This is a genomic window from Rhizobium sp. RU33A, assembly GCF_900156055.1.
GTDB lineage: Bacteria > Pseudomonadota > Alphaproteobacteria > Rhizobiales > Rhizobiaceae > Allorhizobium.
The window spans coordinates 266,477-290,937 of the sequence record NZ_FTMQ01000003.1; the positions used below are offsets into that span (position 1 = coordinate 266,477).

The window sequence follows — 24,461 nt, forward strand, 5'->3', positions numbered from 1 at the left end:
GCGCGCTAAAGCACATGTGACAATCCACACCTGGCCCAAAAAAAGATCAATTGCTCATGAGCCTGGCGAGACTTTGTAAATAACTGCACCCTAAAAAAGGGGTGTTGGATTTAAGCAGGATCCGGAATGCGGTGCCATATTCGGAGCCGTCCGGGCAAGGGATGACTGTTGCAGCTCGCCAGGCAAATTGAACCGGATACGGACACGGTAACGCTCGCCACGATATCCTGGCATTCCTCTCGTGGACTGCCGCCGCCAGCGTGGATCGCGTCGCTGTCGCCGTCTCGAATCTCGGCTCCGGAGGCACTGCGAGCCTCGTCGCTTTGCTTCCTTGATTGCGCTGACAAAACCCCAATCGCCCAGGTTGTTCGGCTTCGTGCGATCTGCGGCGATGGACTTTATCTGGTCGCGGTGACGGGACCCGCGACATCGGAATTTCAGGCTGAACTCTTCGATGCCGGGGTGGACGACCTTCTGATGGAGGAGGGCACCCCACAACTGCTGCGCTGCCTTTTGCGCGCCAAGCGTCACCTCACCCTTCTGCAGACGCATGAAAAGACGCTCGCCGCGCTGCAGGACAAGCTCGATGCCTGGCAGGACGGCTTGGACCATCTGCCGACACCGATCTACCTGAAAGACGTCGGCGGCCACTATCTTGGCTGCAACACGGCATTCAGCCATTTCGTCGGCACGGAAAGCAACCGCGTTATCGGCCAGACGCTCGCCGATTTTCTCCCGCCGGATGTTGCCGAGGCGCATCGGGAATCGGATCTCGAAGTGATGCGCAGCGGTGGCGTCATCAGGGTGGAGACAGATGTCTGCGTTCCCGACACGGGCGTGCGTCACATCATGCTGCACAAGGCCTGTGTCGCCTCGCCCGAAGGCGGCCTGCGCGGCATTGCAGGTGTGCTGATCGACATCACTGAACGCAAGGAACTGGAAGCGCGCCTGACCGCAGCTGCCGAGCGCGATCCGCTGACCAATGCCTACAACCGTCGCAAATTCTTCCAAGTGGCGGGTTCTGCAATTGAGACGGCGAATGAAGGTGAGCGGAGCTTCGCCGTGGCCGTCATCGACATCGACCACTTCAAGTCGATCAACGACGAGCTGGGGCACGGCGAGGGAGACGTAACCCTCTGTTCGATTGTCGACACCCTGCGGGCCCATGAGGAGGAGGGGGTTTTGATCGCACGTGCCGGAGGGGAAGAGTTCTTTGCCTTCTTCACTGGCGACAATGCGTCTCAGGCCGCGGCCATCCTCGAGCGGATGCGGGCCGATATCGCTCGCTACTGCGCGGTCGTGACCGGCATCGGCACGGTCGGCACCATCAGCATCGGCCTTGCCGATTTCGATCCGCTGCAGGAGACGATCGACCACGCGCTGCGGCGGGCCGATCTCGCCCTGTACCGAGCCAAACGCGACGGGCGCAATCGGCTATGCCGGGCGGACTGATCGTCCTCTGTCGCTGACCAGCCGCGTCAGACGGCTGGCGGGCGCCGGACAACGATGCCCAGTTCGTCGCTTTCACGCACCTGCCGCAGCATTTCTTCGGCCTGAGTCGCCTCCCGCTGACGGTTCCACATCGAGGCATATAGACCGTTCTGCTCGAGGAGGTCAGAATGGCTGCCTCGCTCCGCGATCTCCCCGCCCTTGAGAACGATGATCTCGTCTGCTGCAACGACCGTCGACAGGCGGTGAGCGATGACCAGCGTCGTGCGGTTCTTCGAGACAATGTCGAGGGCAGACTGGATCTCGTGCTCGGTGGTTGTGTCGAGCGCCGAGGTCGCCTCATCGAGGATCAGGATCGGCGGCGCCTTGAGCACGGTGCGGGCAATTGCAACGCGCTGTTTCTCGCCGCCCGACAGCTTCAGACCACGTTCACCGACCTTGGTGTCGAAGCCATCGGGCAGATCTTTGATGAAGTGCGAGATCTGCGCGATTTCCGCCGCCTGGACGATGTCATCTTCCGCAGCGCCGGGTCGGCCATAGCGGATGTTGTAGGCGATGGTATCGTTGAACAGCACGGTATCCTGCGGGACCATGCCGATGGCCGCGCGCAGCGATTTCTGCGTGATGTCCCTCACGTCCTGTCCATCGATGGTGATCGAGCCCTGCTGCACATCGTAGAAGCGATACAGCAGGCGGGAGATGGTGGACTTCCCGGCACCCGACGGCCCGACCACGGCCACCGTCTTGCCGGCTGGCACTTCGAAGGAGACGCCCTTCAGGATCGGACGCTCAGGGTCGTAGTGGAAATGCACGTCCTTGAAGGCGATGGCGCCCTGCGCAATGACCAGTGGCTTGGCAGCGGGGCTGTCCACCACTTCGGCCTGGACCTCAAGGAGATCGAACATCTGTTCGATATCGGTCAGGCCCTGGCGGATTTCGCGATAGACGAAGCCGATGAAGTTGAGCGGGATCGACAGCTGCATCAGCATGGCGTTGACGAAGACGAAGTCGCCGATCGTCTGTTCGCCGCGCTGTACCGCGAGCGCCGACATCACCATGATGATCGCGGTGCCCACACCGAAGATCAGGCCCTGGCCGAAGTTCAGCCAGCCGAGCGAGGTCCAGACCTGTGTCGCCGACTTCTCGTATTTCGCCATCGAGGCATCGAAGCGCTTGGCCTCCATCTCCTCGTTGCCGAAATACTTGACCGTCTCGAAATTCAGAAGCGAGTCGATCGCCTTGGTATTAGCGTCGGTGTCGCTGTCGTTCATTGCGCGGCGAATGCCAATGCGCCAGTCGGAGGCACGGATGGTGAACCAGATATAGGCCCAGACCGTGAAGGCGGTGACGCCAAGATAGGAGAAGCCGTAGGTCCACCAGAAGATGGCGGCCGTCAGGATGAATTCGATCAGCGTCGGGATCGAATTGAGGATCGTGAAGCGGACGATCGTCTCGATGCCCTTCGTGCCGCGCTCGATGATGCGCGAAAGCCCGCCCGTCTTGCGCTCAAGGTGGAAGCGCAGCGACAGCTGATGCATATGCACGAAAGTCTTGTAGGCGAGTTGGCGCACCGCATGCTGACCGACGCTGGCAAACAGCGCGTCGCGCAGCTGGTTGAGGCCGACCTGCAGGATCCGGGTGAGATTGTAGAAGATGACGAGCGCGACGGCCCCGAGAAGGAAAGTCGGGAGCAATCCCGCCATGTCCAGCCGCCCGTCGAGCGCATCGGTTGCCCATTTGAAGAAATAGGGGACGAGGATCAGGACGAATTTCGAGATGATCAGGAAAACGGTTGCCCATACGACCCGCATCTTGAGGTCGAGGCGGTCGGCCGGCCACATATAGGGCCAGAGGTTGACGAGGGTCTGCATCGGGTTGCCGTCGTCGGCCGATACCGTCTTCTTCTTCGTCTCAGCCATCCCCGGACCCTCTCACATGCATCTAGATCAAAAAGCGGCGATCCCTTTCGAGGATCGCCGCCTGCACTCATTTATGTTTTCGGCTTGGCGAATACAACAACGGAACTGTGAAAGCTCAGTTCACCGCCTCGCCGCGCAGACGTTTGCGATGAATTTCTTCCGCATTGGGAAGCGCATCGCGCGGCACCATGAAGATCTGGCCGGGCTCGATCAGGTCCGGATTGTTGATCTGGTTCTCATTGGCGAGATAGATGGTGGTGTAGCGGACACCCTGACCGTAGACCCGTCGCGAAATCTGCCAGAGCGTGTCGCCGCGGCGAATGATGACGCTGCTGTCACTCTGTTCGAGCGGCGCCTGCTGGATCGTTTTCGGCTCGCCGGAGGCAGCCGCCGTTACCGGGGCAGGCGAGTTTGCCGCAACACCGGCCTCCGGCTGTGCGGTTGGTGCTTGTGCCGCAGGAGCAGGTGCCGGATCGTTCAGGAGATCACGGATCAGCGAAACGAGCTGCGGCAGGGCGGCGCCCAATGCGTCGACATTGCCGTTCGGCACCGACTGCAAGAGCGCGAGCGCCTCCCGTGCCTTGGCGGCGTGGCTGCTGAAGGCGGCTGCCAGTTCAGGACCAACATTTGGAGACGGACGGAAGCCGATGATCGACTGCAATCCGATTTCCGTTGCAGACCGCGCCGCTGCCGCCTGCTCCAGCGCCGGCTTCTGACCGTTGGCGAACAGGTTTTCCAGGATCGTTACAGCCTTGCTCAACGAGATCCTGAGACGCTCGAATTCCGCCTGTTCGGGGCTTGTCGGCGAAGACGCAGCGTCCGCTCCCGTCTGCGCGACGACGGAGACCTGCTCGCCGGCGGGGCGCTCGAACGGCACCGAGGCGCGCACCACGACCTTGCCGGCGGAATCCAGCAGTTCCACTTCGATGATGTGGTTGCCGACGTCGAGTTTCATTTCGCCTTCAATGACGAAATTACCATTCCCGTCACTCACAGCCTCACCAATGGCGGCCTTGTTTGCGAAGCCGCGAACCGTGGCACCGGCCCGAGCCTTTCCGGCGACGAAAATCCGATCGCCTTCGATCTCCACCGCAGTGACTTGGACCTCGGTTGCGCCGGGAAGGGCGGCGGGTTCTTCGGCCACCGGTTCCGATGCGGATGCTGCAGCCGTGTCGGTCATGCCGGGCATGGCCGGTGCCGAGCCGGCAAGCTCGGCCGCCGCAGCGGGAAGGTCGGGCAGGGTGACGCCATCAGCCTGTGCGGCAGGTGCTGCAGCCGGCGTGGCGGTCTCAGTTGCTGCTGCCGGCTGGCTCGCCATTGCCGCAGCATTCTCGGTGCCGGGAAGCGTGATCAGACGGCTCGCCTCGCCAGGCTTCGACACCATGGCCAGGAGCTCACCCCTGCCGCCTTCCGGTACGGAAATCGTGGCGACTTCTTCCGAGGTGACGACCTTTCCGTCGGGAGCCGTGGCGCGGATCTGCAGCGCGTGGTCGCCGGGCGGCAGCGGTTGATCAAGCACGGCGGCGAAATCGCCGGTGCCGTCGACCGTCTGCGAGGAAATGACTTGGTCGCCATTGAGGATCTCGACGGTGGCGCCGGGCACGGCATTGCCGGCAATGACCGTGGAGCCATCGGGCTCGACGCGAAGGACGTCGAAGCGCGGAGCGACGTCCGCCAGCATCTCGGCGACCGGAGCGGGGGTGGTGACCGGCTTGCCGAGCAATGCATCCTTGATCGAGGCGACGAGGCCGGCGGCCTTGGCCGGATCGGCCGGCAGCTGCTGAACCAGTGCCAGAGCCCGCGCAGCATCGGCCTGTACCGTCTTGATCCCATCCATGATCGTCGAATCGAGGCCTTCTGGGATCTCGATCGAAGAGAGAGCCTGCAGGGCACCCTGAGCCAGTGTCTTGGCGGCGGTATAGGCTTCGATGCCCGGCGTGCGGCCATCGGCAAACAGCGCCGAGATGCCATCGACGGCCTTTTCCGCCTCGGCCTTCAGGCGATCCATCTTCTGGCTCGCGGTCGCAGCGGCATCGGCGACTGCAGTCTCGGCGGTGGCCTTAGCCTCATCCGCTGCCGATTTCACGGCATCAGCGGCAGCATTCACGGTCGGCAGATCCCCCACCGGTGAGTTGAGCCGCGGCATGATGACGAAGACCATCAGCAGGCTGACGATGGCAAGGACGATCAGGACCACCCAGAGGGCACGGTTCTTCATTTCTCAAGTCTCCCGGCGGAACAGCCGCCATTCCCTTGGAATTGCTAGCGTCAACCTGATGAATCGACAAGCGGCGATGGATCAATCCACCCGGCTGGACAAGGGTTTTCAGCCAATTTTGTTGACCTTGGTCAGCGCAGACTGTTTTTTGCTTCGCATGAGCGAACAGAAAACCCCGATTCGATCCGTTTGCGTCTATTGTGGCTCCCAGCCCGGACGCGATCCCGCCTTCATGGAAGCCGGCCGCAATTTCGGCCGCGCCCTGGCAGAGCACAACCTTCGCCTGGTCTATGGCGGCGGCACCAAGGGCATCATGGGAGCGGTCGCCTCCGGCGTGCTCTCGGCCGGCGGTCATGTCACCGGCATCATACCCGAATTTCTCGTCGACATGGAAGCGACGCGCCATTCGCTCGGCCAGCTGAACGAATTGATCATCACCAAGGACATGCACGAGCGCAAGCACGCCATGTTCGAACGCTCGGATGCCTTCGTGACACTGCCCGGCGGTATCGGGACCCTGGAGGAGATCGTCGAGATCATGACCTGGGGCCAGCTCGGCCGCCACGCCAAGCCGATGGTCTTTGCCAATGTGAACGACTTCTGGAAGCCCATGCTGGAGCTCATGGACCACATGTCGGCCTCGGGCTTCATCCACACGGCCCATCTCGTGCGGCCGCTTGTCATCGACCGAATCGAGGATATCGTGCCGGCGATCGAAACGCGCTGGGCCGAGACCGGAGCGCCCGAAGGCGACCCGGAGACGATTTCCAAACTTTGAACTCGAGTGCCAATCAGCGCTGCCGAAGCATCGGCAGCGTATAGATCACGAGAGCTGCCCAGATCAGCGGGAAGGCGACGGCCTTGGCGGCGCTGAAGGGTTCGTTGAAGACAAAGACGGCGGTGATGAAGATCATCGATGGCGCGATATACTGCATGATGCCGATGGTCGAGAGGCGCAACAGCTTGGCGCCGTTGGCATAAAGGATCAGCGGCACTGCCGTCACCAGCCCCGCCGAGGCGAGCAGGACCGTATCGGTCGTGTTGCCCATCAGGAAATGTCCGCCGCCCTCAAGGTTGAGATAGACGAGATAGCCGAGCGCGATCGGCGACAGCAGCAGCACTTCCAGCAGGAAGCCCTGGTTCGGCCCGATCGGCAGCGTCTTGCGGAAGAAGGCATAGAAGCCCCAGGAGAATGTGAGCGCCAGCGCGACGATCGGCAGCCGGCCCGCTTCGACTGTCAGGATCACCACGGCGAGCACGACGAGCGCCAAGGCCGCAATCTGCGTGCGCTTCAGCTTTTCCTTCAGGATGACCGCGCCCATCAGGATCGAGAAAAGCGGGTTTATGAAATAGCCAAGCGCGGTGTCCAGTGCATGGCCGGCCCCGATCGCCCAGACATAGATGCCCCAGTTGACGCTGATCAGGGTTGCGGTGACGGCGGCCATGCCGAGCATCTTCGGGTTCCTGATCGCCTTCTTCAAATCGTCGGTGCGCTTGAGGATGATCAAGAGCAGGCCGGCGACCGGGATCGACCAGAGGATACGATGCGCGATCACCTCTGCCGGCGAGATATGCGCGAGCGCCTTCATGTAGAGCGGCAGGAAGCCCCACAGCAGATAGGCCGAGAGCGCAAAGAGAAAGCCGTTCAGGCTGTCCCGGTTCTCGGCAGGAGCGGAGACGTCGGCCATGGTGTTTCCTGACTTTTGTTGTGCTTGGAAACGGGATTACGCCTGCAAGGTTGCAGGCGCCAATTCATTTCTGTGAAGCATCGTTCAGGCAGACCGATCGTTTGGGCGCGGCCGATCTCACTCCGCCGCGATCTGCCCCGCCAGTTCGCGGTTTTTCATCAGCTTGTAGACAATACTGTCCATCAGCGCCTGGAAGGAGGCGTCTATGATGTTCTCGGACACGCCGACCGTCCACCAGCGCGCGCCGGTGGCATCGGTGGACTCGATCAAGACGCGGGTGATGGCCTCGGTGCCGCCGTTGAGGATACGGACCTTGTAGTCCGCCAGCTCGAGGTCGAGAATTTCCGCCTGGTACTTGCCGAGATCCTTGCGCAGCGCGATGTCGAGTGCATTGACCGGACCATCGCCTTCCGCAACCGACATCACCATTTCGCCATCGACCAGCACCTTCACGACGGCTTCAGACACTGTCTTAAGCTTGCCGTGGCTATCGAAGCGCCGCTCGACCATGACGCGGAAACTTTCGACCGCAAAGAAGTCCGGCACGGTACCGAGCGTCTTCAGCGCCAGAAGCTCGAAGCTCGCATCCGCGCCCTCATAGGCATAGCCCGAGGCCTCGCGTTCCTTGACGACGGAAATCAGCGTGTCGAGCTTCGGATCATCCTTGGCAACGGTGATGCCGCGACGCTTGAGTTCGTTGAGGAAGTTCGCCTTGCCGCCCTGATCCGACACCATCACCTTGCGGAAATTGCCGACGCTTTCGGGCTCGACATGCTCATAGGTCTTCGGGTCCTTGAGCAGCGCCGAGGCATGGATGCCGGCCTTGGTGGCAAAGGCAGAGCCGCCGACGTAAGGCGACTGGTGATTGGGTGAACGGTTGAGCAATTCGTCGAAAGCGCGCGACAGACGGGTGAGGCCGACGAGCTTCTCCCGGTCGATCGACGTCTCGAAGCGCGACGCATAAGTTTCCTTGAGACAGAGCGTCGGGATGATCGTGACGAGATCCGCATTGCCGCAGCGCTCGCCGATGCCGTTCAGCGTGCCCTGGATCTGGCGCACGCCGGCTTCGACGGCGGCGAGCGAATTGGCGACCGCCTGGCCGGTGTCGTTATGCGCATGGATGCCGAGCGAGGAACCCGGAATGCCTGACGCGATGACGGCGGAGACGATCTCGCGGATCTCAGGCGGCTGTGTGCCGCCATTGGTATCGCAGAGCACGACCCAGCGCGCGCCGGCCTGATAGGCCTCCTTGGCGCAGGCGATGGCATAGGCGGGATTGGCCTTGTAGCCGTCGAAGAAGTGTTCGCAATCAACCATGGAAAGCTTGCCCGCGTCGACCACGGCCTTGACGCTGTCACGGATGCTTTCGAGGTTTTCTTCGTTGGTGCAGCCGAGCGCGACCTTCACATGATAGTCCCAGCTCTTGGCCACGAGACAGACCGCATCCGCCTTCGACTGGATGAGTTGGCTGAGGCCCGGATCGTTCGAGGCGGAGATGCCGGCACGCTTGGTCATGCCGAAAGCGACGAAGCCGGCCTTCTGCGTGCGCTTCCTAGAAAAGAACGTCGTGTCGGTCGGGTTGGCACCGGGATAACCGCCCTCGATGAAGTCGAAGCCGAAATCATCCAGCATGGCCGCGATCGCGATCTTGTCCTCGACGGAAAAATCGATCCCCGGCGTCTGCTGGCCGTCGCGGAGAGTCGTGTCGAACAGAGTGATCTTTTCAAGCGTCATGCTGTTGTCCTCAGGCAACTCGGTGATCTCACTTCCTCTCCCCGCTTGCGGGGAGAGGGTAGGGTGAGGGGCAATCTTTACTTCAATTCTTCCCCGCAAACCGATCCGTCGCGCGGATCAGCTGGTCGAGGATGCCAGGCTCGAGATAGGCGTGGCCCGCCCCCTCGATCAGGTGGAAATCCGCTTTCGGCCAGGCCTTGTGCAATTGCCATGCATACTTCGCCGGGCAGGGCATGTCGTAGCGGCCGTGGATGATCACGCCCGGAATGTCCTTCAGCTTGTACGCATCGCGCAAGAGCTGGCCTTCTTCCAGCCAGCCGGCATGCACGAAGTAGTGGTTTTCGATGCGGGCAAAGGCGAGCGCGAATTCGGGTTCGTAAAAGCGGTTCGCATAATCCGGGTTCGGCAGAAGCGTGATCGTCTCGCCCTCCCAGGAACTCCACGCCAATGCGCAACGCAACTGTTCCTCGCGATCTGTTCCCGTCAGCCGGCGGCGATACGCAGCCATCATCTCGTGACGTTCATTCTCCGGAATGGGTGCACAGAAGCGCTCCCACTTGTCGGGAAACATCTCGGAGACGCCGTGTTGATAGTACCAATTCAGCTCGGCCTGGGTCAGCGTGTAGATCCCGCGCAGAACGAGTTCGGACACGCGTTCGGGATGGGTTTCGGCATAGGCGAGCGCCAAGGTCGAGCCCCATGAGCCGCCGAAGACGAGCCATGTCTCGACACCCATCAGTTCACGCAGACGCTCGATGTCGGCGACGAGATGCCAGGTGGTATTCGCTTCGATCGATGCGTGCGGGACTGACTTGCCACAGCCGCGCTGGTCGAACATCAGCACGTCGTAGAGAGCCGGGTCGAACAGTCGGCGGTTGCCGGGGCCTGTCGCACCGCCCGGGCCGCCATGGACGAAAACCGCAGGCTTTGCGCCCCGGGTGCCGAAACGCTCCCAATAGATCTGGTGACCGTCGCCGACATCGAGCATGCCGGTCTCAAAGGGTTCGATTTCGGGATAAAAGCCGCGCAATTCAGTCGTCATGTCATGTCCTCTTCGGTGGCCAGGCCACCGTATCGTGATCGGGATGCTGCCGAGAGGTGGCGGCGATCCCTGCATTGCCGGCCGGAAGATCCGAGCGGTCGGTCTGCTTTTCCGGCAGGCCGAAGAGCTTGTCGAAATAGCTGATGCGGCTTTCGACGCCATCCTGCGAGATGGGCTCTGCCATTTCAGGCTTGTCGAGGCTGCCGATTGTCACGCTTATATAGGGCGAACCCTTGGTGCGGAAGAAAAGCGGCGTGCCGCAGTCCTTGCAGAAGCCGCGCCCGCACGGATCAGACGACTGGAACCAGCTTGGCTCGCCGCGCATCAGCAAAAAATCTTCCTGGCGCGAGCCGGCCAGCGCCATGAAGAAATTTCCGCTGGCCTTCTGGCACATGCGGCAGTGACAGATATGCGGGTAACCGAGCTCGCCTGATATCTTGTAGCGGATCGCGCCGCATTGGCAGCCACCGGAATGCACCTGACGGGTCATTGATCATCCTCCGGCGGCCATTGGGCCGTGTCGTGGTCCGGGTGCTGGAAGCTCTCGATCGAGGCGAAAAAGGCCTCGTATTCGGGGCTCGTATAGACAGGCTTCTCGAACATTTGATCGATCCAGGGCAGCCGCTGGTGATGGTTGACCTGGATCTGCGGCTCGAAACGCTCCGGATGATCGAAAGCGCCGATGGCAAGTTCAACCCCGCCCGGATGCTGATAGGTGAGCGGCGTACCGCATTTGCCGCAAAACCCCCGCTTCACTTGGGCGGACGAGCGGTAGAGCATTGGCTGGCCGCGCGTCCAGGTCAGATGCGCCTGGTCGGCGGTGACGAAGGCACCGAAGAAAGAGCCGAACTGCTTCTGGCACATGCGGCAATGACAGATCGACGGCCGCCCAAGCTTCGACGCCTGGAACCGGATCGCACCGCATTGGCAACCGCCGCTTTCTATTTCGCTCATCTCGACGTCCTCATTTGATCGTCACATAGACGGTGACGCCGATGATCACAGCAGCCACCAGAACGCCCTTGGCGATCAGCCCGTAAAGCAGCCATTTCGGCATCCTGGTGTTGGGGTTGGGCTGCGTCATGGGTTCGACCTGACCCAGTTTTCTACCTTGAGGCCTGATACTTGGCCGAATTCTCGGACGTTGGCCGTCACCAGGGTCACGTCCAGAGATCTTGCATGCGCGGCTATGAAGAGATCCGTCGAACCGATCGGCGTTCCATTCCGTTCAAGGTCGAGGCGAATCTCGGCGAAATGGGAAGCTTCCTTGTCTTCGTAGGGCAGGATTGAAACCCGATCGAGAAGGTTTTCGACGAGGAACGTCAGACGCTTGGAGTTGCGTTTCAGAATGCCGAAACGCAGTTCGGACGCAACGATCGAACTGATCGCCACCTGCGCGTCGCCGACGCTCTCAATCATCGTAGCGGCGGATCCATGCGGGTTGCGGATCACGTCCGAAACAATATTCGTGTCGAGCATGTAGCGAGGCGTATTCACAGCTCGATGTCCCGCGTTGGCGGTTCATGAAGGTCGAAGTCGAAGTCCTCTTCGATTGGCTCCTGGCGGCGCAGCCATTCGATCATGCTTTCCTTCTTTGCCTGGACGGGTTCTAGGGTGATCTTGTCCCCCTCCTTGCGCATGATCGCCTCGTCACCGGGGAAGTCGAACTCCACGGGAATGCGAACGGCGCGGTTACGACCGTTCTTGAAGATCCGGACATGTCTTTCCAGTTCCATTCGCATCTCCTGAGTTGGCATATGCCAAGCATATGTCAACGGTTTCCCCCAAGCAACTACCGCTTCACCTCCCAGGTCGTCACCCGTTCACCGGTCTCCTTGTCCTTGCCGTCCTTGAGCTGGATGCCCTTGGCGGCAAGGTCGTCCCGGATTTTGTCGGCTTCGGCAAAATTCTTCGACTTCAGCATTTCAAGCCGCATGTCGACCAGGGCCTGCACGGCAGCTGAGAGGTCGTCGCTCATCGCTTCAGTTCCCACGTGGTGGTGCGTTCTCCGGTTTCGGGGTCTTTGCCGTCCTTGAGTTGGATGCCCTTGACTGCCAGTTCGTCGCGAATCTGATCTGCCTGTGCAAAGCTTTTCGCTTTTAGTAGTCCAATACGTTCCGCAATGGCGCTTTCGACTTGCGCAACGTCAATTCCGCGTTGTTCTGCGGCCATTTCATTGAATGCGTAGTCTATTGCTTCAATTCGACCGGCTCTGTGCTTTTCCGCGAGTCTGGCGTTCGTTGTTGCGAGTTGCTGGTTCTGCAGACCTAGAAAGTAGATGCTGGCAGCAAGGCTGCTTTTTGCCGCGGTGCTCTTCTGAATTGCCTGTATTGCCATAGGCGTGTTTAGATCATCGCGAAGTGCGTCAATGACCTCAGGGATGACATCTGCGTTGTCACTGATATGTCCCACTGCGCAATTATAAAAGTAATCTGCAATGGATGCCGCCTCCTCCAGCCTCTTCACCGAGAAATCAATCGGCTCGCGGTAATGCGTCATCAGCATCGCCAGCCTCAGCACTTCGCCCGGCCACTGGCGACCGCCGAACTTCTCCGTCGCCAAAAGCTCGTTGATCGTGACGAAATTGCCATCCGACTTCGACATCTTGCGGCTTTCGACTTGCAGGAAGCCGTTATGCATCCACACGGTCGCCATCAGGTCGTTGTCGAATGCGCAGCAGGACTGGGCGATCTCGTTCTCGTGGTGCGGGAAGATCAGGTCCAGCCCGCCGCCATGGATGTCGAACTGGTGCGGCTTGGCTTTCGCCTTGGGGGACAAGCGATCCTTGATCTCTTCCCAGAGATAGCGGTCGGACATGGCAGAGCATTCGATATGCCAGCCGGGGCGGCCATAGATCGGCGTGGCTGTCTTCTCAAAGGTGAAGCTCGCCGGCCAGCCGGGTTCGGTGTCTTCAGACTGCTTCCACAACACGAAATCGGCCGGGTTCATTTTGTGGCTTTCGACCGCGACGCGGGCACCCGCCTGCTGTTCCTCCAGCTTGCGCTTCGACAGCATGCCGTAATCAGCCATGGAGGCGGTCGAAAACAGCACCTCGTGCCCTTCAGAGCCGGTTGCGACATAGGCATGCCCCATGTCGAGCAGCCGCTGGATGATCGTGATCATCTGGGCAATGTTGTCGGTGGCGCGTGGTTCATGGGTCGGCTCCAAGCAGCCAAGAGCCTTCGCATCCGCCTTGAACTGGCTCTCGGTCGGTCCAGTAACGGCCCGGATCGCCTCGTTGAGGCTCATCGAACCGTCGGCGATCTGCCCGCCGAAATCGCGCAACGCCCGCGCATTGATCTTGTCGTCGACGTCGGTGATGTTGCGAACGTATGTGACATTGTCCGCGCCATAGGTGTGGCGCAGCAGCCGGTAGAGCACGTCGAAGACGATCACGGGCCGCGCATTGCCGATATGGGCAAAGTCATAGACCGTCGGGCCGCAGACATACATGCGCACATTGTCGGGGTCGATCGGCTCGAAGTCGACCTTCTCGCGTGTGAGCGTGTTGTAAAGCTTGAGGCCGCCGGCCATGTGAAACTCCCAGAATGATTGACCCGGCTGGACCGGGTCGTTTGTCATCTGGGGCTATGCAGGAGACGAAAACGGCCAGGCCAGCGAATGCGCTAGCGAATAATGATCCCGCAAATGGTGCAGAGGCTCGTTTTCATGCTGGGTGTTATGGCGCGGGTCGTGATTTTGGTCAAGGGCGCTTGCGGCGTCCCGAAACAGGCCACCCGCCAGCTGCCAACTGTGGATAGTCACTCTTCGGGTTAAGTCTTTTTCAAGGTAACTCCCCCAATTCTAGCGTGGTATTCCCCCGCCCTCGGAGATGATCTTCGGTATGGACCACAGCCTGCATCTGCCAACAGTGATGATCGTCCATGCGTTGATCACACTGATATCGACGGTCGTGACGATTTACATGTGGCTGCGAAACCGGGACAGCCGCATCCTGCCTCTCCTGGTCGCGGCGGGGCTCGCAGGTTGCACGGCGATGTTTCTGCATTCGGCGCGCAGTTCGTTGCCGCTGTTCTTGTCGTCGGGCGTCGGTCTCGGGCTCGGCGTATTTGCCGTCGGACTCTACTGGCAGGCGGTCGTTGTGTTCGAAGGCGGCAAGGCTTCCCTAACCAAGGCCTCCATCGGGCTCATTGTCTGGACGGCGCTCTGGCTGATGCCCGTCGTCTATCAATCGGTGGAGCTGAGAACCACGATTCTCGGTCTCCTGATTGCCGGCTACTGCTTTCTTACGGCGGGAGATATCTTGCGCAAGGCAAAGCGAGAACCGTTGCCGTCCAGGTCGATTGCTGCGGTGGCAAACCTCATTCGAGGCGCGGTTTGGCTGGCGCCGGTGCCGCTGTCGCTCTTTGTCGGGCCGGCCTATGCGGCCGATGGCACGACGGCACCTTGGTTCGCCTATGTGGTGCTCGCAAACTCCATGATGATCGTGCTGACGCTCGTCGCTCTCCTGATGCTGGCGAAGGAGCGCGACGAACTCCGTTATCGACTGGCATCCGAGCGCGATCCCCTGACCAATCTTGCCAATCGTCGCACCTTCGTGGCGAGTGCCTGCAAAATGCTTCAGGAGCACGAGGGCGCCAGCCTGCTCCTGCTCGATATCGACCACTTCAAGGTCGTCAACGATACGCACGGCCATGCTGCAGGAGACCAGGTTCTGCTTGCCTTCTCCCGCACCATCGAGCAGCGGATGCCCAAGGGCTGGCTTTTTGCGCGCATCGGCGGCGAGGAATTTGCTTGTCTGATGCCCCGGATGAGCGCCCAGAAGGCTGTCGCGGTGGCGGAGAACCTGCGTCTTGCCGTGGCCGACATGCTTTTGCCGGCCACTTCTACGCTGCGGGTGACGGTCAGCATCGGCGTCAGTGAAGCGAATGAGCGGGGTACCGATCTGGACGCTCTTCTCGCCACCGCGGATGCCGCGCTCTACCGAGCAAAGGCCGATGGTCGAAACTGTGTCCGTCTCTATGAACCGGTGGCCTTACTGGCTGAGACCGGCAACACGCTGGCACTGGATGTCGAGCAGCCTCGCCGGCGTTTGGCCCGCATGCGCCGCCGGGCGGGCTGATCAGGCCACCGGGCGCGGCGTCCTCACGATCCCGAGCACCAGCGCGCATCCGACGATGATCACCGCGCCACCCACCAGCTGTAGCACCGTCAGCGGTTCGTCGAGTATCAGAGCCCCGACCAGCACGGCAACGACTGTCACGACGAATTCGACACTGATCGCAGCCGTTGCGCCGATGCTTTTGACCAGACCGAAATAGAGCACATAGGTCAGCGCGCTCATCAGGGCTGCAAGCGCCACGAGATAGAGGTAGTCGATAGCCGCAGGCGTCGCGGGAACCGGGACGAACCACAATAGCGGCAGCGTGAGTACCCCGCCTGCGATGAAAGACCCTGTGGTCACTTCCCACGGTCCGGTGTCGGAGAGATGCCGGCTCGCATAGTTGCTTCCAAAGGCCGCAGAGAATGTCGAACCGATCATGGCGAAGCAGCCGAGCAGGAAGGCGCCGGTGACAGGTACGGCCGGAAAGCCGACCAGCATCATGATGCCGATCGTTCCGAGCACAAGACCGACCACGCGCGCATGCGTGATCCGTTCCAGACCCCAGACCTGTGCGATGACCATGGAGAAGAGGGGGATGGACGCGACGAAGATCGCGGCCATCGCCGTGCCGATCAGCGGCGTCGCATAGGATAGTCCCACCAACTGCCCCGCGACGGTCGTTGCGCCGACGATCGTGAAAGGCAGCCAACCGGCGCTAAAGTCCAGCCTGCGCCGCATCAGCCGTGCAATCGCATAGAGCAGGGCGCCTGCGATGAAGCATCGAAAGGTCACGGCACCAATCCAGCCGAAGGCATCCACGACATGCAGGAGCAGCAGGAACGACAGTCCCCAGGCCAGGGACAGGTAGGCATAAGCGGCAAAATCTCTGGGCGACATGGGTGATCCTGCTACGGGACGGCCGCCGCTAGGGTGGGAGGTCCTACTCCGGCATCCGGTAGTCGACCATCTTGCCTTCGCGAACGATGAACAGCTTGCCCGTTTCCGTCTGGTCCGGGCCGACGAGCGGCAAGAGCTTGGCGGCAACTTCGGACGGATGCGGCAGAGTGGCTGGATCTTCGCCCGGCATGGCTTGTGCGCGCATGGCGGTGCGGGTTGCACCGGGATCGACCGACAGGACGCGCAGAGGCAGGCGCTGGGTCTCGGCCGCCCAGGTGCGGGCGAGGGCCTCGACGGCGGCCTTGGAGGCGGAGTAGGGGCCCCAGAACGGGCGGCACTTGTGCGCAGCGCCCGACGACAGGATCAGCGCACGGCCCTGATCTGACTTGACGAGCAGCGGCTCCAGCGAACGGATAAGGCGCCAGGTGGCAGTCACGTTGATTGTCATGACCTTGTCGAAGACCTTCGCCTCGACATGGCCGATCGGCGAGATGACACCGAGCACACCGGCATTAAGGACGGCGATGTCGAGCTTGCCCCAGCGCTCGAAGATATGTCCGCCGAGCTGGTCGATGGCGGCCATGTCCGCGAGGTCGAAGGGGACCAGCGTCGCCGTACCGCCAACCGCCTTGATCGCATCGTCAAGCTCTTCCAGCCCGCCGACGGTGCGTGCGCAAGCAATCACATGCGCGCCGGCCTTGGCGAGTTCGATCGCGGTGAAATAGCCGATGCCGCGCGAGGCGCCGGTGACGAGCGCAAGCCGTCCCTTGAGGTCGATGGTCATGGTCTGTCCTGTATCCCTAGAGCATGGCCGGCGTGAGCCGGTTCACATGCTCTATCTCCTTGTTTTAACGCAGTCCGGACGCAAAACCGCTGGCGCACTTTTGCTGGACCTGCTCTGGAGCTCAGCCGTTGGCGGCGAGCATGCTTTCCTTGCGGCCCGGCTTCTCGCTTTCCTTGTCGACGAGGCGCGTCGGATAGTCGCCGGTGAAATAGTGGTCGGTGAATTGCGGGTTCGCGGGATCACGCGGAGCGCCGCCGACAGCGGTGTAGAGGCCGTCGATCGATAGGAAGGCAAGCGAGTCCGCGCCGATATACTTCGCCATCGCCTCGTCGCCGGCATACTGGTTGGCAAGCAGCTTGTCCCGATCCGGCGTGTCGATGCCGTAGAAATCAGGATGGAAGATCATCGGGGAGGCGACGCGGATATGCACCTCCTTTGCGCCGGCATCGCGGATCATCTGGACGATCTTCAGCGAGGTCGTGCCGCGCACGATGGAATCATCCACCAGTACGACGCGCTTGCCCTCGATCATCGCCCGGTTGGCCGAATGCTTGAGCTTGACGCCGAAAGCGCGGATCTGCTGCGTGGGCTCGATGAAGGTCCGGCCGACATAGTGGTTGCGGATGATGCCGTATTCGAAGGGGATGCCGCTTTGCTGTGCGTAGCCGAGGGCAGCCGGCGTGCCGCCATCCGGCACGGGCACTACGACATCGGCTTCGACCGGCGCTTCCTTGGCCAGGTTCATCCCGGCATTCTTGCGGGTGGTGTAGACGTTGCGGCCGGCAACGACCGAGTCAGGCCGCGCGAAATAGACATATTCGAACAGGCAGACGCGTTCCGGCAGGGGACGGGCCGGCATTCGGGACTCGATCGTCACGGAGCCGTCGGCCTGCGTTTCGCAGATCACCACTTCGCCGTTCTTCACGTCGCGGACGAACTTCGCGCCGATGATGTCGAGCGCACAGGTCTCCGAGCAGAAGATCGGCTTGCCGTCGAGTTCGCCCATGACGAGCGGACGGATGCCGATCGGATCGCGGGCGGCAATCAGCTTGGTGCGGGTGAGCGCGATCATCGCATAGCCGCCTTCCATCTGGCGGATCGCATCGATGAACCGGTCGGTGGTCGAAGCATGGCGCGAGCGGGCGATCAGATGCAGCACCACTTCGGTATCCGAAGTCGACTGGCAGATCGCGCCGGTGGCGATGATCTGGCGGCGGAGCGTCAGACCGTTGGTGAAGTTGCCGTTATGGGCGATTGCAATGCCGCCTTCTTCCAACTCGGCAAACAGCGGCTGGACGTTGCGCAGTGCAACTTCCCCAGTTGTCGAATAGCGCGTGTGCCCGATCGCCTGTGGGCCGGGCAGCTTCGCGAGCGTCGCCGGATTGGTATAGTGGTCACCGACGAGGCCCATGTGCTTTTCGGTATAGAACTGGCGTCCGTCGAAGGAGACGATGCCGGCTGCTTCCTGGCCTCGATGCTGCAGGGCGTGCAGGCCAAGCGCTGTCAGGGTTGCAGCATCCGGATGACCGAGAATGCCGAACACGCCGCATTCCTCGTGGAACTTGTCGTCCTGGCTGCCATAGACGACGTAAGAAGGGCTGATCTGCTTCATGGCGAGGGCCTTTGCTCCGGGGACAGACGCGGGATGCTGCGCTTTGAACAGGGAAGCCGCCGGTCTGTCCCGATCCGGCGGCATCTGTGTCTTGTCTCATGTCGCGCGGCCGAAGCCGCGAGAGGATCAGTTGTTCTGGGCCGGAGCCTGTTCGGGCGCCTGCTCGGCGGGAGCCGTTTCGCCAGCAGCGCCGGCTTCCGGCTCGTCGCGGCCGAGGATGCGCTCGCGGATCTGCGGCTCGATGTCTTCCGGCAGGACGGCCTCGAGTTTCTGCACGAGCGAGTCGAGGAAAGGCTTTGACTTGGAGTTGTTGACCCAGTCCGGTCGCTGCGGCTCGTTGATCAACCAGTTCCAGAAGGCCACTGCAACGACGAGCAACAGCAAGCCGCGGGCTGCGCCGAAGAGAAAGCCGAGCGTGCGGTCGAGCGCACCGATGCGGCTGTCGATGATGAAGTCGGCAATGCGCGAGGTGATGAAGGAAATGATGATCAGCGCAATCAGGAAGATGATGCCGGCAGAGCCTGCCATGGCGATCCGCGGATCATCGGTATAGCTCATCAGATAGGGAACGAGCAGGGGATAGAGATAGTAGGCGGCAGCAACCGAGCCCGCCCAGCTCGCGATGGACAGCACTTCACGCGAGAAGCCGCGTACCATCGCCAGCACCGCTGAAAACAGAACGACACCGATGACGATACCGTCGAAAATTGTGATGGGCATAAATACCAACTCCAAGGCTGCCGGAAAAGACCGGCATTGATGTCACCGCGATTCCGCCGGAACGCGTGATACCACGCGTCGGACCGGATCAACCGTCCTCCTGACCCGTGGGGGCTTTCAGCCGGGAACCGGCGATCCGCGCCACGAGATCGGGAAGGCTGTCCACTTCCCTCCATTTGCCAGCCGAACCCTTTGGAAGGTCCGGGGAGGCAGCCGGCAAGACCGCAGCGGAGAAACCGAGCTTTTCCGCCTCTTTCAGCCTTTGGGCCGTGTGGGCCACCGGCCGCACCGCCCCCGACAGGCTGACTTCGCCGAAATAGACGCAATCGGCCGGAAGGGCAATACCGGCCAGCGACGAAACCAGTGCCGAAGCAATTGCCATGTCGGCTGCCGGTTCACTGATCCGGTAGCCGCCGGCAACGTTCAGGTAAACGTCATGTTGACCGAGCCTGATCCCGCAATGCGCCTCCAATACCGCCAAAATCATGGCGAGGCGGGACGAATCCCAACCGACGACCGCTCGGCGCGGCGTACCGAGCGAGGTAGCAGCCACCAGCGCCTGCACCTCGACCAGAACGGGCCGCGTGCCTTCCATGCCGGCAAAGACAGCGGCACCTGGCGCCTTCTCATTGCGTTCGCCGAGGAAGAGTTCGGATGGATTGGCGACTTCGCGCAGACCCTTGTCCGACATTTCGAAGACGCCGATCTCGTCGGTCGGTCCGAAGCGGTTCTTCACCGTGCGCAGGATGCGGTAGTGATGGCCGCGATCGCCCTCGAAATAGAGGACGGCATCGACCATGTGCTCGACGACACGGGGACCGGCAATCTGGCCTTCCTTGGTGACATGACCGACCAGCACCATGGTGGCCCCGGTCTGCTTGGCATAGCGGATCATCGCCTGAACCCCGGTGCGCACCTGGGTCACGGTCCCCGGCGCGCTGTCGGCGGTGTCACTCCACAGCGTCTGGATCGAATCAATGATCACGAGGTCCGGCCGTTTGCCTTCGGAGATGGTGGCGAGGATGTCCTCGACATTGGTTTCGGCGGCGAGCAGCACGTCCGTATCGGCAGCACCCAGGCGCTGCGCGCGTAGCCGGACCTGCGCGACCGCCTCTTCGCCTGAGACATAGATCACCCGATGACCACGCCGCGCCAGCGCCGCCGCCGCCTGCATCAGGAGCGTCGACTTGCCGATGCCAGGGTCCCCGCCAATGAGGACCGCCGAACCGCGCACAAAACCGCCACCGGTTGCCCGGTCGAGTTCACCCATGCCTGTCGGAATGCGCGGCGCTTCCTCGATTTCGCCAGACAGCGAGGTGAGGGTGACGGGCCGACCCTTTTTCGGCGCCTTGCCGGGACCGGAGCCGATCCCGCCCATCGGATCTTCCTCGACGATGGTGTTCCACTCGCCGCAGCCATCGCATTTGCCCGCCCAGCGGGAATGCACAGTGCCGCAGTTCTGGCAGATGAATTGGGTCTTGGCTTTGGCCATGAATTACAGGTCGCTTTCGGGGAAATCGTCGGGGGAGATGTTTTGACGGCCGTGCGTGATGCGCAGCACGGTAATCGCCTCATCAGAGATCGTGAAATAGATGCATCGGCTCTTGAATGGAAACGCTCTCAGTCCGGGGATGAATGAGCGAGGAGCACCGGTGATACCCAGCTCGGCGATCCACTCCATCTTTCTGTTGATTTCGTGCAGAAGACGTTTAGCGGCGATGGGGTCGAATGCGAGGATGTAGTCATAATGGGCGCGAAGATCGCTGAGTGCCCTTTTGGTCAGCACCAGTCGACGTGGTCCCATCCTCCCGTTCCTCCGCCATCCCCATGATGTAGGCCGTCAGTTCCTCTGCGCTGTCGAAGCTCATGACACGTCCCGCCTCAACGTCATCAATTCCCTCCTGGATGAGTTCGCGAAGGATTGCTTCCTCCTGCTCTCGCAACAGGGCAAGGCCTGCCGTGACGACGGCGTCGACACTTTCGTAAAGCCCGGAATTCATCTGTTCCTCTACGAATTCAGCATCCTGCTTGCTCAACTGAATGTTCCGCACGACGGACTCCGTTCGGTGAAGAGACTTGCAATTTTCGGAACAATAGCAGAACAAATCCGCCCGCGCCAGACCTCAGTCTTCCCCCTCGAGATAGATCCGCTCATAGCGCAGCCCAAGTCCGGTGAGCATTTCGTAGCCGATCGTACCGGCGGCGCGGGCCACCTCGTCGAGCGGCATGGAGGGGCCGAGGAGTTCGACATAGTCGCCGCTGCGCACCGCATTGTCTGGGAGATCGGTGATGTCGAAGATGGTGATATCCATGGTCACCCGGCCGACGACCGGCACACGCCGGCCGGCGATTACCCCCTCTGCACCAGCGATTCCTGTCCCGCGCAAAGCAATCCCGGAGCCGGAGAGATTGCGCAGATAGCCATCCGCATAACCGACGCTGGCGACCGCAAGCCGGCTGTCGCGGGCCAGCACATGCGTTGCGCCGTAAGAGACGCTTTCGCCAGCCTTGGCCTCGCGGATCTGCAGGATGCGGGCCTCGGCTTTGATCACCGGCTGCATCGGGTTCCTGGCGCCGTTGACTGCCTCACCGCCATAGAGCGCGATTCCGGGTCGGGTGAGATCGAAGTGGTAATCGGACCCGAGGAAGATGCCGGCTGATGCCGACAGACTGGAATCGACACCTTCGAAAGCGACGCTAACGGCCTGAAATCTCTCGAGCTGCTGCCGGTTCATCGGTGATGACGTGTCGTCGCCGCAGGCGAGGTGGCTCATGACAAGCACAGGATCGAGGCTTGCCGGACGCGAGACATCGTCGGTCAGCGCCAGCGCGTCGGCCATCGGTAGTCCCAGCCGGTTGAAGCCGGTATCGACATGCAGGGCGCAAGGGTAGGGGCCACGCTCGGTGAGCACGGCCATCCAGAAGGCAAGCTGTTCCTCGGATGCGATAACGGGCACGAGATCGTTCTGGAAGAAGATCTCTTCCTGGCCCGGCCAGATGCCTGACAGCACGAAGATGCGAGCCTCAGGCGCATAGGGGCGGAGTGTGGCTCCCTCCGCCGGCACCGCGACGAAGAAGTCGCGGGCGCCCGCGTGATACAGAACCTGACCGACATCCTCGATGCCGAGACCATAGGCATCCGCCTTGACGACGGCGGCCGTCCGGGCCTTGCCGGAACGTCTCGCCATCTCCCGCCAGTTAGCGGCGATCGCGGAGAGATCGACGGTCAGGCGCAGGGGTGCCGAAAGAAACTCCTCCGGCGCATCGAGGATGGTGAAACGGTCTGTCATGAAGGCTTCGGGTCAGTTGATCGATGCGCCGACCCTAGCACTTTTCTTCAAGACGAAAATGCGGCGGCCCGATATTATGCTGCTATGCACAGTGTTTCGCAGCAGGAGGCCGCCGAGGCCAATCCGGTCTCACGCAAGGAGCGAACCCGCTTCTGGCGGGACGGGCGCTTCCGCGACATGGAGTGCCTCACCGCTTCCTTCATCACCCATGAATTTTCGCCGCATTCGCACGACACCTTCTCGATCGGCGCCATTGAGGTCGGCTGCCAGGTGGCAAGCATTCGCGGCACGCGCGAGCATACCGGCCCTGGCGCTCTTTACCTGATCAATCCGGGCGAGATCCATGACGGCCAGCCCGGCGCGCCGGACGGGTATCGCTACCGGATGATCTATCCCGAGGTCGCGCTGTTGATCGACATCATCGAGGACGTGACGGGCCGCGCCTTCCATGGCATGCCGAGCTTCGGTCGACAGCTTCTGACCGACCCAGAACTCGCCAAGGCCTTCAACCTCGCGCACCGCCGGATCGAGAGCGGTGAGGTTGCGGCACTGGAAGGTGAGGAGAGCATGTATTGTGTTCTCGCCACCATGTTCGCCCGCCACGGCAGTGAGATCATCCGCGCCCCTGACCATAGCGAACCGCGCGCCATGCGCCGGGTCCGCGATCATATCGCTGCCCACTTCGATGAGGAGATCGGCCTCGAGACGCTGGCGAAAGTGGCGAACCTCAGCCGTGCCCACATGATCCGCGCCTTCCGCAAGCAGTATTTCATCACGCCGCATGCCTTCCAGACAGACATGCGCATCCGCCACGCCCGCCATCTGCTGAGATCGGGCGCCACCCCGTCGGACACGGCAGCGGCCTGTGGCTTCGCGGATCAGGCGCATATGACCCGCCAGTTCAAGGCCCGCACTGGCCTCACCCCTGCCGTTTTCCGCGCTGGCTGATCACTTTCCTTCAAGACCTCGAAGAAAGGCGGGCTTATCCCGGCGAGACACTCGCGTGAGGGAGTATGCATGCCGCCCAAGGTTACCGCCGAAATCCGCCAGGGTTTCCGATCCACACTGCCGCTCACCGTCGCCGTTGTGCCGATCGGGCTCGTCTTCGGCGCGGTCGCTGCCACCAAGGGGCTCTCGGCGCTCGAGGCAATGCTGATGAGCGCGCTGGTCTTTGCCGGCGGCTCGCAGTTTGTCGCCATGAATCTCTGGAGCCACCCCGCGAGCATCGCAGCACTCGGCATGGCGGCCCTGCTCGTCAATGTGAGGCATGTCCTGATGGGCGCCTCGATCGCGCGTCGCATGGTGGCTTTCTCGCTCCGGCAGAAGATCATTTCCATGCTCTTCCTCGCCGATGAGATCTGGGCCGTGGCCGAATTCCATGCCCGAGAGCATCGCCTCACATCGGCCTGGTTCTTCGGTGCCGCCTTGCCCTTTTATGCTGCCTGGGTGCTGTCAGGGCTGTTTGGCGCCTTGCTCGGAGGCCTCGTCGGCGATCCCGCCGTGATCGCCATGGACTTCGTCTTTCCCGCGGTCTTCGTCATCCTCATCGCCGGCTTCTGGCGCGGATCGCGCACGGGTCTAATTCTCGTGGGCAGCGGTTTCAGTGCACTGGTCGTCCACCAGTTCGTGCCCGGTGTCTGGTACATTCTCGCCGGCGCGCTCGGTGGTGTCGCCGTCGCAGCTTTCAGTTCGCGGGGCGGGGAGGCAGGGGCATGACGATCGACATGAACACACTGTTTGCGATCCTCGCCATGACGGTCGCAACGATTGCGACGCGGCAGGCGGGATTGCTGGTCGGTCAGCTCCTGCAACTGTCGCCGCAAGCCGAAGAGATCCTGGGAGCGATCCCGCCCTCGGTGCTGATGGCTGTGGTGACGCCGACGGCCTTTGCTACCGGCTGGGCGGAGACCGCAGGCTGTGCGGTGGTGGCCTTTGCGGCAACCCGCCTGCCGCTTCTGCCCGCCGCTGCCGCCGGTGTGGTCACCGTTGCAGTCTTGAGGGCTGCAGGTCTCTAGCGCCGAAAGGAAAGGGCGCCTCCGGGGC

The 24,461-nt window shown here is 61.8% G+C and carries 25 protein-coding genes; 6 read left to right on the top strand and 19 right to left on the bottom strand.

The features are described 5' to 3' along the window. Positions 1 to 168: 168 nt before the first annotated feature. Complete coding sequence (locus BW978_RS12185) at positions 169 to 1,452, top strand: GGDEF domain-containing protein (RefSeq protein WP_076395457.1); 1,284 nt, start codon at positions 169 to 171, stop codon at positions 1,450 to 1,452. A 26-nt stretch (positions 1,453 to 1,478) separates the two neighbouring features. Here BW978_RS12185 and BW978_RS12190 read toward each other — a convergent pair whose 3' ends face one another. Together BW978_RS12190 and BW978_RS12195 are read right to left on the bottom strand one after the other, a co-directional pair. Next, complete coding sequence (locus tag BW978_RS12190) at positions 1,479 to 3,368, bottom strand: ABCB family ABC transporter ATP-binding protein/permease (RefSeq protein ID WP_076395459.1); 1,890 nt, start codon at positions 3,366 to 3,368, stop codon at positions 1,479 to 1,481. Positions 3,369 to 3,483: 115 nt separating this feature from the next. Next, the gene (locus BW978_RS12195; RefSeq protein ID WP_076395461.1) at positions 3,484 to 5,586 is read right to left on the bottom strand and encodes a LysM peptidoglycan-binding domain-containing protein; all 2,103 of its coding nucleotides are present in this window, start codon (positions 5,584 to 5,586) and stop codon (positions 3,484 to 3,486) included. A gap of 157 nt (positions 5,587 to 5,743) precedes the next feature. Between BW978_RS12195 and BW978_RS12200 the strand changes: the two genes are divergently transcribed. Beyond that, on the top strand, positions 5,744 to 6,364 hold the full coding sequence (locus BW978_RS12200) for an LOG family protein (protein ID WP_076396504.1): 621 nt from the start codon (positions 5,744 to 5,746) through the stop codon (positions 6,362 to 6,364). 13 nt (positions 6,365 to 6,377) lie between these two features. Here the strand turns inward: BW978_RS12200 and rarD are convergent, their stop codons facing one another. The 9 genes from rarD to cysS form a co-directional block, all read right to left on the bottom strand. After that, a complete protein-coding gene (gene rarD, locus BW978_RS12205; RefSeq protein WP_076395463.1) occupies positions 6,378 to 7,274 on the bottom strand; it encodes an EamA family transporter RarD in 897 nt (298 codons plus the stop codon). A gap of 117 nt (positions 7,275 to 7,391) precedes the next feature. Beyond that, the gene (cimA, locus tag BW978_RS12210; RefSeq protein WP_076395465.1) at positions 7,392 to 9,008 is read right to left on the bottom strand and encodes a citramalate synthase; all 1,617 of its coding nucleotides are present in this window, start codon (positions 9,006 to 9,008) and stop codon (positions 7,392 to 7,394) included. Between the two features lie 82 nt (positions 9,009 to 9,090). Continuing rightward, positions 9,091 to 10,050, bottom strand: a complete 960-nt coding sequence (gene pip, locus BW978_RS12215) for a prolyl aminopeptidase (RefSeq protein WP_076395467.1) — start codon at positions 10,048 to 10,050, stop codon at positions 9,091 to 9,093. A 1-nt stretch (position 10,051) separates the two neighbouring features. After that, positions 10,052 to 10,540, bottom strand: a complete 489-nt coding sequence (locus BW978_RS12220; protein ID WP_076395469.1) for a GFA family protein — start codon at positions 10,538 to 10,540, stop codon at positions 10,052 to 10,054. Continuing rightward, the gene (locus BW978_RS12225) at positions 10,537 to 11,004 is read right to left on the bottom strand and encodes a GFA family protein (protein ID WP_076395471.1); all 468 of its coding nucleotides are present in this window, start codon (positions 11,002 to 11,004) and stop codon (positions 10,537 to 10,539) included. Before BW978_RS12225 ends, BW978_RS12220 begins: the two co-directional genes overlap by 4 nt. A 126-nt stretch (positions 11,005 to 11,130) precedes the next feature. Next, positions 11,131 to 11,529, bottom strand: coding sequence for a type II toxin-antitoxin system VapC family toxin (locus BW978_RS12230; RefSeq protein WP_076395473.1), 399 nt, complete (start codon positions 11,527 to 11,529; stop codon positions 11,131 to 11,133). A gap of 14 nt (positions 11,530 to 11,543) precedes the next feature. Continuing rightward, entirely contained in the window at positions 11,544 to 11,786 is a 243-nt protein-coding gene (locus tag BW978_RS12235; RefSeq protein WP_076395475.1) for an antitoxin, read from the bottom strand. 56 nt (positions 11,787 to 11,842) lie between these two features. Further along, on the bottom strand, positions 11,843 to 12,028 hold the full coding sequence (locus tag BW978_RS12240; RefSeq protein WP_076395477.1) for a CysS/YqeB C-terminal domain-containing protein: 186 nt from the start codon (positions 12,026 to 12,028) through the stop codon (positions 11,843 to 11,845). Beyond that, on the bottom strand, positions 12,025 to 13,584 hold the full coding sequence (gene cysS / locus BW978_RS12245) for a cysteine--tRNA ligase (RefSeq protein WP_076395479.1): 1,560 nt from the start codon (positions 13,582 to 13,584) through the stop codon (positions 12,025 to 12,027). Before cysS ends, BW978_RS12240 begins: the two co-directional genes overlap by 4 nt. Positions 13,585 to 13,894: 310 nt before the next feature. Between cysS and BW978_RS12250 the strand changes: the two genes are divergently transcribed. Next, positions 13,895 to 15,133, top strand: a complete 1,239-nt coding sequence (locus BW978_RS12250; RefSeq protein WP_076395481.1) for a GGDEF domain-containing protein — start codon at positions 13,895 to 13,897, stop codon at positions 15,131 to 15,133. Here BW978_RS12250 and BW978_RS12255 read toward each other — a convergent pair whose 3' ends face one another. The 8 genes from BW978_RS12255 to alr form a co-directional block, all read right to left on the bottom strand. After that, positions 15,134 to 16,012 carry a DMT family transporter gene (locus tag BW978_RS12255; protein WP_076395483.1) on the bottom strand — a complete coding sequence of 293 codons (879 nt, stop codon included), beginning with the start codon at positions 16,010 to 16,012 and terminating at the stop codon, positions 15,134 to 15,136. A 43-nt stretch (positions 16,013 to 16,055) separates the two neighbouring features. Further along, positions 16,056 to 16,796: an SDR family NAD(P)-dependent oxidoreductase gene (locus BW978_RS12260; protein ID WP_076395485.1), complete on the bottom strand. Its 741-nt coding sequence runs from the start codon at positions 16,794 to 16,796 to the stop codon at positions 16,056 to 16,058. A gap of 121 nt (positions 16,797 to 16,917) precedes the next feature. Then, entirely contained in the window at positions 16,918 to 18,408 is a 1,491-nt protein-coding gene (gene purF, locus BW978_RS12265) for an amidophosphoribosyltransferase (RefSeq protein ID WP_054150707.1), read from the bottom strand. 126 nt (positions 18,409 to 18,534) lie between these two features. Then, positions 18,535 to 19,128, bottom strand: a complete 594-nt coding sequence (locus tag BW978_RS12270; protein WP_076395487.1) for a CvpA family protein — start codon at positions 19,126 to 19,128, stop codon at positions 18,535 to 18,537. A gap of 88 nt (positions 19,129 to 19,216) precedes the next feature. Continuing rightward, positions 19,217 to 20,620 carry a DNA repair protein RadA gene (gene radA, locus BW978_RS12275; RefSeq protein ID WP_076395489.1) on the bottom strand — a complete coding sequence of 468 codons (1,404 nt, stop codon included), beginning with the start codon at positions 20,618 to 20,620 and terminating at the stop codon, positions 19,217 to 19,219. Positions 20,621 to 20,623: 3 nt separating this feature from the next. Beyond that, positions 20,624 to 20,914, bottom strand: coding sequence for a type II toxin-antitoxin system RelE/ParE family toxin (locus BW978_RS12280; protein ID WP_076395491.1), 291 nt, complete (start codon positions 20,912 to 20,914; stop codon positions 20,624 to 20,626). Further along, entirely contained in the window at positions 20,871 to 21,164 is a 294-nt protein-coding gene (locus tag BW978_RS12285; RefSeq protein WP_244551953.1) for a type II toxin-antitoxin system ParD family antitoxin, read from the bottom strand. The genes BW978_RS12280 and BW978_RS12285 overlap by 44 nt, the downstream gene beginning before the upstream one ends. Positions 21,165 to 21,251: 87 nt before the next feature. Further along, positions 21,252 to 22,418 (bottom strand): alanine racemase, encoded by a 1,167-nt coding sequence (alr, locus tag BW978_RS12290; RefSeq protein ID WP_076395495.1) that lies wholly within the window; start codon positions 22,416 to 22,418, stop codon positions 21,252 to 21,254. Positions 22,419 to 22,502: 84 nt separating this feature from the next. Here alr and BW978_RS12295 point away from each other — a divergent pair, with 84 nt between their 5' ends. The 3 genes from BW978_RS12295 (at position 22,503) to BW978_RS12305 (ending at position 24,433) form a co-directional block, all read left to right on the top strand. After that, the gene (locus BW978_RS12295; protein WP_076395497.1) at positions 22,503 to 23,366 is read left to right on the top strand and encodes an AraC family transcriptional regulator; all 864 of its coding nucleotides are present in this window, start codon (positions 22,503 to 22,505) and stop codon (positions 23,364 to 23,366) included. A gap of 69 nt (positions 23,367 to 23,435) precedes the next feature. After that, the gene (locus tag BW978_RS12300; RefSeq protein WP_076395498.1) at positions 23,436 to 24,134 is read left to right on the top strand and encodes an AzlC family ABC transporter permease; all 699 of its coding nucleotides are present in this window, start codon (positions 23,436 to 23,438) and stop codon (positions 24,132 to 24,134) included. Then, a complete protein-coding gene (locus tag BW978_RS12305) occupies positions 24,131 to 24,433 on the top strand; it encodes an AzlD family protein (RefSeq protein WP_076395500.1) in 303 nt (100 codons plus the stop codon). The genes BW978_RS12300 and BW978_RS12305 overlap by 4 nt, the downstream gene beginning before the upstream one ends. Positions 24,434 to 24,461 lie beyond the last annotated feature (28 nt).